We start from the raw sequence: 10,692 nt of genomic DNA on the forward strand, positions 1-10,692 counted from the left end.
CGCCGCTCGTCCGGCCCGGGCCGCCGCACAGGCGGACCCGGCCCCTCACAGCCGGCCGGCGGCCTTGAGGGCGAGGTAGGCGTCGGCCAGGCGCGGCGCGATCTCGTCGGGGTGGCCCTGCACGACGTCGGCGCCCGCCTGCCGTACCCGGGTCGCCACGGCGTCCCGCTCGAGACCGGTGCGCTCCGCGGCGGCCGCGTCGTGCACCGAGCCGGAGTCCCCCCGGTCGCTGCGCAGCTCCTCGACGGCCGGGTCCTCGACCCCGGCGACGACGACGGTGTGGTCGCGCGCCAGACGCCGCACCACGGGCAGGAGACCGGAGCTCATCGTCGAGGGGTCCACGGCCGTGAGCAGGACGACGAGCGCCCGCTGGGAGAGCGTCTCGCCCACGGTCTGCGCGACGGTCGTCCAGTCCGTCTCCAGCAGGGCGGGCTCGACGACGGCGAGCCCGTCGGCGAGACTGCTCATGAGCCTCGCCCCGGCCACGCCGGTGATCCGCGCGCGGACCTCGGCGTCGACGGCGACGACGTCCACCCTGTCGCCCGCGTGGGAGGCGAGCGCGGCGAGGAGGAGGACTGCCTCGATCGAGGCGTCGAGGCGGGGTGCGTCGCCCAGGCGCGCCGCGGACAGCCGGCCGGAGTCGACGACGACGAGCACCCGGCGGTCCCGCTCGGGGCGCCAGGTCCGCACGTGGACGTCGCCGCGCCTGGCGGTCGCGCGCCAGTCGATCGACCGCACGTCGTCCCCGAGGACGTACTCCCGCAGCGAGTCGAACTCGGTGCCCTGCCCCCGCACGAGCACGCTCGCCCGGCCGTCCATCTCGCGCAGCCGTGCGAGCCGGGAGGGCAGGTGCCGGCGGGAGCGGAAGGCGGGCAGCACCCGCACCGCGGCGGGGACGTCGAGGGTGGCCTGGCGCGCACCCAGACCCAGCGGGCCGACGAGACGCACGGTGACACCTCCGGCCACCCGTTCGCCACGGCGCGTGGGGACCAGGACGGTGCGCAGGCGGCGACGCTCGCCGGCGGGGACGTCGAGGCGGTGCCGGTCCGCGTCGGTCCTGCCCGGACCGGCCACGTCGCCGAACCCGGCGGACGGCGGCCAGGCGTCCCGCAGGACGCCGCGCACCCGCCGTCGCGAGTCGTTGGACACGGTCACCGTGACGGTCGCCGCGTTGCCCAGGCGCACGGCCCGGGGAGCGTCCCGGTCGACGCGCAGCTCCTTCGGGCTGGGCGCGAGCAGGGCGTCGGCGAGCACCACCACGACGACGACCGCGATCCAGATCGCGAGCGTCGTCCAGGTGGGGTGCAGCGCCACGGCCACCACCCCGAGCGCGGCGAACGCCGCGGCGAGCGGGGTGGGCAGCATCAGCGTGGGACCTGGACCGAGGACAGGAGGCCCTGCAGGACGCCGACGGCGGTGACGCCCTCGAGCTCGGCCTCGGCGTGCAGCGCGACCCGGTGGCGCAGTGTGGGCACGGCGAGCGCCTTGACGTCGTCGGGGGTGACGTAGGTGCGTCCCGTGAGCCAGGCCCAGCCGCGCGCGGTGGCCAGCAGTGCCGTCGCACCGCGGGGCGAGACGCCGAGCGAGAGTGCGGGGGAGCTGCGGGTGGCCCGCACGAGGTCGACGACGTAGCCCAGGACCTCGGGCGCGACCTCCACGCGCGCGACCTCGGCGCGTGCGACGGCGAGGTCCGCGGGGCCGGCGACCGGACCGACCCCGGCGCCGGCGAGGTTGCGCGGGTCGAACGCGGCGGCGTGGCGGCGCAGCACCTCGATCTCCTCCTCGCGGGCCGGCAGGTCGAGGACGAGCTTGAGCAGGAAGCGGTCGAGCTGCGCCTCGGGCAGCGGATAGGTCCCCTCGTGCTCGACCGGGTTCTGGGTGGCGATCACCATGAACGGGTCCGGCAGGCGGCGGGCCTCGCCGTCGGTGGTGACCTGCCGCTCCTCCATCGCCTCCAGCAGTGCGGACTGGGTCTTGGGCGGCGTGCGGTTGATCTCGTCGGCGAGCATGAGGTTGGTGAACACGGGGCCCGGGCGGAACGAGAACTCCGCGGCGCGCGCGTCGTAGATCAGCGAGCCCGTGATGTCGCCGGGCATGAGGTCGGGCGTGAACTGGACGCGCTTGGTGTCCATCTCCAGGGCCGTCGCCAGCGTGCGGACCAGGAGGGTCTTCGCGACGCCGGGGACGCCCTCGAGGAGCACGTGACCGCCGGCCACCAGTGCGATGAGCATCCCGGTGACGGCGCCCTCCTGGCCGACCACCGCCTTGCCGACCTCGGCCCGCAGCGCGCCGAGGCGGTCGCGGGCGGCCCGGGCCTCGTCGGACTCCTGGTGGCCGCGGGCGGAGCGGGGGCCGGGTGCGGCCGGGGCACCCGGTGCGCCGGGCCCGCCGGCGTGGCCGGGCGCGCCGCCCTGTCCGGGCCCGCCGGCGTGACCGGGCGTGCCGCCCTGCTCGTAGGCGCCGGCCGGTGTGCCGGCGGGAGCGCCGGCGTTGCCGGGTCCGGCCGGTCGGCCGGGCGCCCAGGCGCCGCTGTCCCGGGGGGCGAACCTCTCGTCGTCGGGGTGGTGGGTCACGGTCGGTGAACCTCGCTCTCCAGGGTGTCCAGGTCGGTGGCAAGCTGAGTGAGCTCCGCGCCGGTGCCGGGCGGGGCGCCGTACAGGAGGTCGCGCACGCGGGCCTCGTCGCGTCCGCTCGCCCGGGCGACGGCGTCGGTGAGGTCGACGCGGTGCACGGAGCGGGGCAGTCCGAGCCGGCGTGCGAGCCGCGCGGCGGCCCCCGCGCGCAGGCCTGCCGCGGCGTGGGCGGTCGCGCCGTAGCGACGGTACAGCGCGCCGCGGCCTCGCACGGTCTCGGCCGAGCGCACGACGACGGGCAGCGGTTCGGGGATCACGCGGCCGAGGCGGCGGCCGCGCGCGACGGCGAGGACGATCACCGCGAAGGCGGTCGCCCAGCCGACCATGACGAGCCAGTCGGGCGAGAGCGTCGCCGGCGGCACGCCCTCGGAGAGGTCGACCGCCTCGACGGTTGCGGTCGGGGTGAACCAGACGAGCCTCTCGTGGTGACCCAGGGACCTGAGGACGAGCGCCGCGTGGCCGTCCTCGTCGAGCGCCGCGTTCGACATGAGGCGGCCGTCGGCGTGGACCCGCACGGAACGGTCGCCGTCGGACCAGACGGCATAGGCCGCGGCGTCGCCCGACGCGAAGCAGGTGGTGACGTCCGGGTCGTCCGAGGTCAGCCCGCCCCGGAAGGGGCCGATGCGGCTCGCGGCCTCGGCGTCCGGGTCGTCGCAGTCGGCCTGGACGGGGGCCTGGCTCCCGCCGCCCACGGTCTCGATCGGCGCGCCGGTACCGCGCAGCGTGGGAGCGGCGGGGTCGACGAGGACGAGGTCGGCCCCGGTGCCGGCCAGCTGCGCGGCCGCGTCCTCGGTCAGGTGTCTGGACGCCGTGACGACGAGCGTCGTCCCGGCGTCGGCGAGGTCGACCGCCTCGCGCTGCGAACCGATCACCTGGACGTCGACGCCCTGGTCGCGCAGGATCTCCGCGGTCGCCTGCGCGCCCTCCGGCTGCGGGTTGCGGGCGGAGAGCGGGTCCGCGTCCCGGCCCGACGACCGATCGACGGTGACGAGCACGAGGATCGCCAGGGCGAGGACGACGATCCCCACGCGCAGCAGCCGCTTCCACCGGGCGGGGCGGCCGGTCGGTGCGCCGTCGGTGCTCGTCGCCACCTCGGGGACGAGGTCCGCGGGTGCGGGGCCGTCGGGGGCGGAGTCGGTGGGCGCGGGCCCGGCCGGGGCGGACGCGCTCATGCCAGCACCCCGTCCAGCGACGGTGGCAGCTCCGCGGCGCGGGACTCCTGGGCCCCCTGGCCGGCCGCGCGCCGCGCGCGCCGGACGGCGTCGTCGAGCGCGCGGAGCCGTTCGTCGTCGCCCGCGGCGGCCCGGGTGTCGCCGTAGCGGACGGCGTCGAACAGGCGACCGCCCCACGTGAGCTCGCCGGAGATCTCGGGCAGTGCGCGTGAGCCCAGGTCCGCGGCCTCGTGCGCCGTCAGGCCGGGGCGGTCCTCGATGAACGCGCGCTCGTCGAGCGAGCGCACGATGGCCCGGAACCGCTCGATCACGGCGCGGGAGTAGTCCCCGGACCGTGCGGCGGCGTCGGCGGCGGCGCGCAGGTCGCGCGAGTCGCGGTCGTCCTCGAAGAGCACCCCGGCCGGCTCCTCGACGCGCGCCCGGCGCCGTGCCCGGACCGGTCCGGAGAGCACGAGCGCGAGGACGACCACCACCGCGATGGCGCCGACGACGACGAGCGGCAGGATCTGGACGGGGATCGCGCCGCCCCCCTGGCCGAGTCCGTCGAACAGGTCCCCGACCCGGTCGAGGAGCCGGGAGAGGAACCCGGGGGAGTCGTCGTACATGCGGCGGGAGAGCTCCTCGACCGCCCAGTCGTGCGCCTCGGGCGCGTCGGGCGTGACGGGGACGTCCGCCGGCCACCGGGTGGGCGGGAGGTCAGGCACGGTTCGAGGCGGCGCGCGCGAGCTGGACGTCGAGCCCCTCGCGGCGCATCCGCTGGTCGATGTAGACGAGGGAGGCCACGCCGGCCGTGAACGGGGTGATGATGAGGTTGACGAGCACCGAGGCCAGCGAGGTGAGGACGATGACCAAGGCGTCGGACAGCCCCATCGCACCCCCGACGAGCCCGATCGGCAGGGACACGACGCCGCCGACCACGACGGCGATGATGGCGGCGAGGATGTAGATCCCCACGATCCGCCAGGTCGAGCCCGACGACAACGACCACGAGCGGGAGACGGCCCGCCCGGGGCCGGCCTTCTCCAGGACCACGGCCGGGTAGGACAGGGACAGGCGGGTCATGACGATGAAGGCGGGGATCGCCGAGCCGATGGCGATGAGGAGGGTGACGGCGACCGCCGTGACCATCCCCCCGGTCGAGGACCCCGACGTCGAGCCGGCGATCGCGGCGACGAACGCGAAACCGACGACCGACATGACGATGACGGTGACGAACATCAGAGCGAAGGCGATGAGGCCGAGCAGGAGGCTGAGCCCGACGAGCGAGAGGATCCGCCCCTTGACGGCCTGCCACACCTGGCCGATGGTCGCGCGCTCGCCGATCGCCGAGCGGCTGACCGAGACCACGAGGGCGCCCGTCGCGATGAGGGAGGTCAGCGCACCGACGACGAGGAGCGCGAAGCTCGTCAGCCCCTGGACCCCGGCCGACTCCTCGATCGTCAGCGACTGGCTCGCGTTCGTCGACGCCCAGCTCGCCGCGAGGGACAGCACCACGGTGAGCACGCTGACCACACCCGAGTAGAAGAACATCGTGCCCGGGTTGTGCCTGACGGCCCGGAAGGCGCCCTCGATGACCTCGCCGACGCGCAGCGGTCGGAGCGCCACGATGCCCGGCTGACCGCCCGCCAGACTGTCGGCGACCCAGGCGCCCGAGCCCGGGGCGTCGGCGGCGCCGTACTGCCCGTAGCCGGACGGGCCGCCCGCCGGGGGAGCGCCCCACTCGACGGGTGGTGGCGTCGTGCCGGCGCCGTACTGGCCGTACTGGTCGTAGGTGGGCTGCTGCCCGGGTGGCGGGGTCGTGCCGGCGCCGTACTGGCCGTAGGTGGGCTGCTGACCGGGAGGCGGCGTCGTGCCGGCGCCGTACTGCCCGTACTGCCCGTAGGTGGGCTGCTGACCGGGAGGCGGCGTCGTGCCGGTGCCGTACTGCCCGTACGCCGGCGGCCCGCCGGCTGCGCCGGGGTCGCCGGCACCCCAACCGTGCTGACCGGGGTCGCCCCACGGGCCCTGGTCCGGCCCTCGCCCCGTGCCACCCTGCGTCATCCCGCCTCCGTCTCGGTCCACTGCGCGCCATCGTGCCACGCATCCACGGCGCGCCCGCCCGCAGAAGTACCCGGTCCGTGTAGGACACTGGTCGTATGAGTTCTCGCCTCCTTGTCGTCGACGACGACGTCGCCCTGGCCGAGATGATCGGGATCGTCATGCAGTCGGAGGGGTTCGACGTCGTGCATGTCGCCGACGGTGCCGCGGCCCCCGAGACGTTCCGGCAGACGCACCCGGACATCGTCCTGCTCGACCTCATGCTCCCCGGGCTCGACGGCATCCAGATCTGCCGCATCATCCGGGCGGAGTCCGACGTCCCCATCGTCATGCTCACGGCACGGTCGGACACGCTCGACGTCGTCGCCGGTCTCGAGGCCGGTGCGGACGACTACGTGCAGAAGCCGTTCAAGCCCAAGGAGCTCGTGGCCCGGATCCGGGCGCGGCTGCGCCGGCAGGACGACGTCGACCCCGAGCGTCTGCGCATCAGCGACCTCGACATCGACGTCGCCGCCCACGAGGTCCGACGCGGCGAGGAGCTCATCGCGCTCACGCCGCTGGAGTTCGACCTCGTCGTCGCGCTCGCGCGCAAGCCGCGCCAGGTCTTCACGCGCGAGCAGCTCCTCGAGACGGTGTGGGGCTACCGGCACTCGGCGGACACCCGGCTCGTCAACGTCCATGTCCAGCGCCTGCGGGCCAAGGTGGAGCTCGACCCGGACAACCCGCAGGTGGTCGTCACCGTGCGGGGCGTCGGGTACCGGGCGGGACCCGTCCAGGCGTGAGTCCCTCCGACGAGGCGGCGGGCAGCGACCGTCCGTCGGCCACGTCGGACGGCCGGGACGACGACGCCGGAGCGAACCGGACGCCCGGGCCCGGCGCGTCGGGATCGGGGCCCGGGACTGCGACCGGTGGGCCCGCGCGCGGGCGGATCGGTGCGACGCCGCCCCGACGGTCGTGGCGCGCCCGCGTGCGGCGCCGTGCCCTCGATCTCGCCCGCAGCTGGCGCGGCTCGCTGGCCGTACGCGTGGTCACGGTGACCGTGATCGGCGGGCTGCTCGGCCTGAGCATCATCGGCGCGGTGATCTCCGTCGAGATCCGCGACCGTCTGTTCGACGGCAGGCTCGAGCAGGTCATCGCCGACGCCGCCGAGCGGGCCAGCGAGGCGCAGGCGGACATGGACGACTCCACCGCCTCCACGCCCAGCCAGGTGCAGACGCTCGCGACGGACATCGTCGAGCTCAGCCAGGGGGCGACCGCCGGGGTCGTCGGCACCGTCATCACCCGCGACGAGCAGCATGCGACCGGGCCGACGATCCCCGAGCCGACCAGCTCGACCGTCATCCGGGACGCCATCACCGAGGAGATGCACGCGGCCGTCGAGCCCGGCTCGTCGCTGCACTGGCAGTCGGTCACGCTGACCATCGACGGCGAGGAGGTGCCGGCGATCGTCGTCGGCGCGCCGGTCCTCCTGCCGATCGCCGGGGAGTACGAGCTCTACACCGTTTACGGTCTCCAGCCCGAGCAGCAGATGATCGCCGTCGTCACGTCCGTGCTCGGGGTCGCGGCGCTCGCGCTCGTCGCCCTCGTCGCGGCGATGGTCGCGCTTGTGCTGCGCTGGGTGCTGCGGCCGATCCGGCAGGCGTCGCGCACGGCCGAGCGGCTCGCGGCCGGGCTCCTCGACGAGCGGATGGACGTGCGCGGGTCCGACGAGGTGGCGCGGCTGGCCGAGTCGTTCAACGAGATGGCGGACTCGCTGCAGCAGCAGATCAGCGACATGTCCGAGCTCTCCCGCCTCCAGCAGCGGTTCGTCTCGGACGTGTCCCACGAGCTGCGCACGCCGCTGACGACGATCCGCATGGCGGCGGACCTCATCCACGACCGGCGCGACGACTTCGACCCGCCCGTGCGCCGCTCCGCCGAGCTGCTGGTCGCGCAGATCGAGCGGTTCGACCACATGCTCGCCGACCTGCTCGAGATCTCCCGCTTCGACGCGGGCGCCGCCATCCTCGAGGTGGGACCCACGGACCTCGCCGAGCTGGTGGACGGGGTCGTCGAGGGGCATGCCATCCTCGCCGAGCGCAAGGGCTCCGTCGTGTCCGTGCACCGTGCGACGCCGAGCTGCACGGCCGAGGTCGACGCGCGCCGGATCGAGCGAGTCCTGCGCAACCTGCTCGTCAACGCGATCGAGCACTCGGAGGGACGGCCGATCGAGATCACGGTCGCCGAGGACGAGCGCACGGCCGCGGTCCTCGTCCGGGACCACGGCGTGGGCATGTCGGAGGAACAGGCCGACCGGGTCTTCGACCGGTTCTGGCGCGGCGACACGGCGCGTACCCGCACCACCGGTGGCACCGGGCTCGGCCTGTCGATCGCCCAGGAGGACGTCGGGCTGCACGGCGGCACGCTTGCCGCGGCCGGACGCACGGGGCAGGGCGCCGCGTTCCTGCTCACCCTCCCGCGCCAGGACGGCAGCCCGGTCGGGCCGTCCCCGATCGAGCTGTGGCCCGGAGACTCCACCGTCGAGCCGACCCTGGCCGCCCCGCTCGTCGGGCTCGCCGGGCCGACAGGTGGCGAGCGCATCGAGGAGGGGCGATGACGACAGGATCGGCGGCGAGGGCCGTGTCGGGTGCGTCTGCGGTGTCGGGTGCGTCGGGTGTGTCGCCGGCGGGGACCCTGTCGGCTGCGGCCACCCGTGCGCCGGGTGGTGCGGGTACGCCGACCGGGCCGGCCCGAGGGCTCGTCCGAGGTGTGCGTGGCGTGCGACGTGTCCGGGCCGTGCGCAGGGTCGCGTCCCGCCTGGTGGCCCTGCTGCTGGCCCTGGCGGTCCTCGCGGGCTGCGCGCAGCTGCCCGGCTCCGGCCCGGTGAACGCCGCCGACCCGACGGTGAGCGCCGCACCCTCGCTCGGTCTGTATGCGCGGGGACCCCAGGCGGGCGCCACGCCCGACGAGATCGTGCGCGGGTTCCTCGCCGCGAGCGCGACCGGCTTCGCCGACGACTTCTCGGTCGCGCGGGAGTTCCTCGGGGGCGGCGCCACCTCGGCGTGGCAGCCGCTCGCGCAGGTGCGCGTGTACGCGGACTCCGAGGAGCCGGAGATCGCCACCACCGATGACGGCGGCGTGTCCGTGACGACGCAGATGTTCGCGGTGATCGACGGCTCGGGACACTACGCCGAGGCCGCGAGCGACCAGGACATCCGCACGGACTTCACGCTCGCGAGGGACGACGACGGCGAGTGGCGGATCATCGACCTCGAGGACGGCGTGCTGCTCTCCGCCGAGTCGTTCTCCGTCCAGTACGTCGCGGCACCGCTGTACTTCCCCGCGGCCGACGGCGAGACCGTCGTCGCCGACCTGCGGCACTATCCGCGCCAGAACCTCGCCTCCTCGCTGGTCCAGGGCGTGCTCGGTGGCCCGTCGGCCTGGCTCGAGCCGGCCGTCATGACGCCTGCCCCTGTCTCCACGCGTCTCCTGCTCAGCTCCGTGGACGTCGCCGACGGCGTGGCGACCGTCGACCTGACCGACGACGTCCTCGAGGCCTCTAACCGCGAGCGCGAGCTCCTCGTGGCACAGCTCCGGCGGACGCTGTCGGCGGTCCCGGGGGTCTCCGACGTCACGGTGACCGTCGGCGGGAACGCGCTTGCCATCGGCTCGGTGCCGGAGCTTCCGGCCTACCCCTACACGCCCCAGCCGCTGCTGGCGGTGGCCGATGACGAGCTCGTCGAGCTCGACGGCGGGCTGGAGGTGCGCGTGACCGGCGCGGCGGCGCCCCGCACCGGGGTGGTCTCGGCCCCGGCCGGCTCGCCGGCGGACCCGCCCGACGGACAGGTCTACCTCGACGGCCCGACCCGCATGATGGCGGCACCGACGGCCGGCCGCAGCGCCCGCCTCGTCGTGTCCGGGACCGAGCTCGTCGCCCCCTCGATGGACCGTTACGGCTGGGCGTGGACCGGCGAGCGGACCAACGCAGGCACCCTGCGCGCCGCCCTGCCGAGCGGCGGTACTTCCGAGATCGACGCACCCTGGCTCGACGGGTCGGTCGTGCGCGCCGTGCGCGTCTCGCGGGAGGGAGCCAGGGCGGCGGTGATCCGCGAGCAGGGCGGCTCGATCCTCGTCGAGGTCTCGGGCGTCCAGCGCGGTCCCGACGACGAGCCGCGCTCGCTCGGCACCTCGCAGGCGCGGGTCGGGGTCGGTCTCGTCGACGCGACGGACCTCGCCTGGATCGATGCCACGACGCTCGTGGTGCTCGGCCGCACGGCCACGGACCCGGCCCCCCGGCCTTATCTCGTCAGCATCGGAGGGGACACCGAGCCGCTGCCCGTCCTCCAGGGCGCCGTGGCGCTCACGGCCGGCCGGGGCGGGACGAGCGTGGTGCTGCAGACCTCGGACCTCGGCATCTACGAGCGCACCGGTGCCTCGTGGACGCGTATCGCGGAGGGACTGTCCGACCCGACCTTCCCCGGTTGACCCCCTCACACCCGCCATATCGGCGAGTGAGCGGCGTTCTGCCTGGCGAGTGAGCGGGGTTCGGTCGGGCGTCAGGGCGAGTGAGCGGGGTTCGGTCGGGTACGTGGGCGCGGGTGTGCCTGGCGGTCAGCGCGGTTCCGTCGGGCGCCAGGGCGTGCCCTCGCGAACAGCCCGCTGCCGCGTCGCGAGGGGCGCCGTATCCGCGGCTTCGCCGCGAAGGTGCGTTCTGTCCTCACGGTCGCCGAGGCAGTGACCAAAGTGGTGAGTCAGTGCCCCGCGTCGGTTGACTCGGCGGATACCTGACTGACTCACCGCCTGTCCGGCGGGGGGGGGGGGGGGGGGGGGGGGGGGGGGACGCACCCCCCCCTCTCTTCCCCCCCCCCCCC

Annotated in this window: 8 protein-coding genes; 3 read left to right on the plus strand and 5 right to left on the minus strand. The window is 75.2% G+C overall.

Going from position 1 to position 10,692, the window contains the following annotated elements:
• Positions 1-45 precede the first annotated feature (45 nt).
• The 5 genes from ACPYO4_RS03530 to ACPYO4_RS03550 are packed head-to-tail and all read right to left on the minus strand — an operon-like array spanning position 46 to position 5,845.
• Positions 46-1,365: a DUF58 domain-containing protein gene (locus tag ACPYO4_RS03530; protein ID WP_425707831.1), complete on the minus strand. Its 1,320-nt coding sequence runs from the start codon at positions 1,363-1,365 to the stop codon at positions 46-48.
• Positions 1,365-2,573 carry an AAA family ATPase gene (locus ACPYO4_RS03535; RefSeq protein ID WP_425707832.1) on the minus strand — a complete coding sequence of 403 codons (1,209 nt, stop codon included), beginning with the start codon at positions 2,571-2,573 and terminating at the stop codon, positions 1,365-1,367. The genes ACPYO4_RS03530 and ACPYO4_RS03535 overlap by 1 nt, the downstream gene beginning before the upstream one ends.
• Entirely contained in the window at positions 2,570-3,805 is a 1,236-nt protein-coding gene (locus ACPYO4_RS03540; protein WP_425707833.1) for a DUF4350 domain-containing protein, read from the minus strand. The genes ACPYO4_RS03535 and ACPYO4_RS03540 overlap by 4 nt, the downstream gene beginning before the upstream one ends.
• Positions 3,802-4,509 carry a DUF4129 domain-containing protein gene (locus tag ACPYO4_RS03545; RefSeq protein WP_425707834.1) on the minus strand — a complete coding sequence of 236 codons (708 nt, stop codon included), beginning with the start codon at positions 4,507-4,509 and terminating at the stop codon, positions 3,802-3,804. The genes ACPYO4_RS03540 and ACPYO4_RS03545 overlap by 4 nt, the downstream gene beginning before the upstream one ends.
• Positions 4,502-5,845, minus strand: a complete 1,344-nt coding sequence (locus tag ACPYO4_RS03550; RefSeq protein ID WP_425707835.1) for a hypothetical protein — start codon at positions 5,843-5,845, stop codon at positions 4,502-4,504. Before ACPYO4_RS03550 ends, ACPYO4_RS03545 begins: the two co-directional genes overlap by 8 nt.
• A gap of 95 nt (positions 5,846-5,940) precedes the next feature.
• Between ACPYO4_RS03550 and mtrA the strand changes: the two genes are divergently transcribed.
• The 3 genes from mtrA (at position 5,941) to ACPYO4_RS03565 (ending at position 10,306) form a co-directional block, all read left to right on the plus strand.
• Positions 5,941-6,624: an MtrAB system response regulator MtrA gene (gene mtrA / locus ACPYO4_RS03555; protein WP_425707836.1), complete on the plus strand. Its 684-nt coding sequence runs from the start codon at positions 5,941-5,943 to the stop codon at positions 6,622-6,624.
• 185 nt (positions 6,625-6,809) lie between these two features.
• The gene (gene mtrB / locus ACPYO4_RS03560; RefSeq protein WP_425707837.1) at positions 6,810-8,438 is read left to right on the plus strand and encodes an MtrAB system histidine kinase MtrB; all 1,629 of its coding nucleotides are present in this window, start codon (positions 6,810-6,812) and stop codon (positions 8,436-8,438) included.
• A gap of 161 nt (positions 8,439-8,599) precedes the next feature.
• Complete coding sequence (locus ACPYO4_RS03565; RefSeq protein WP_425707838.1) at positions 8,600-10,306, plus strand: LpqB family beta-propeller domain-containing protein; 1,707 nt, start codon at positions 8,600-8,602, stop codon at positions 10,304-10,306.
• Positions 10,307-10,692: the final 386 nt, after the last annotated feature.

Source organism: Georgenia sp. Z1491 (assembly GCF_049856175.1).
Lineage (GTDB): Bacteria > Actinomycetota > Actinomycetes > Actinomycetales > Actinomycetaceae > JB111.

Excerpts from the sequence above, each read along its gene's own strand:
- ACPYO4_RS03530 (WP_425707831.1), bottom strand. The coding sequence starts at position 1,365 with ATGCTGCCCACCCCGCTCGCCGCGGCGTTCGCCGCGCTCGGGGTGGTG.
- ACPYO4_RS03540 (WP_425707833.1), bottom strand. The coding sequence starts at position 3,805 with ATGAGCGCGTCCGCCCCGGCCGGGCCCGCGCCCACCGACTCCGCCCCC.
- ACPYO4_RS03550 (WP_425707835.1), bottom strand. The coding sequence starts at position 5,845 with ATGACGCAGGGTGGCACGGGGCGAGGGCCGGACCAGGGCCCGTGGGGC.
- mtrA (WP_425707836.1), top strand. The coding sequence starts at position 5,941 with ATGAGTTCTCGCCTCCTTGTCGTCGACGACGACGTCGCCCTGGCCGAG.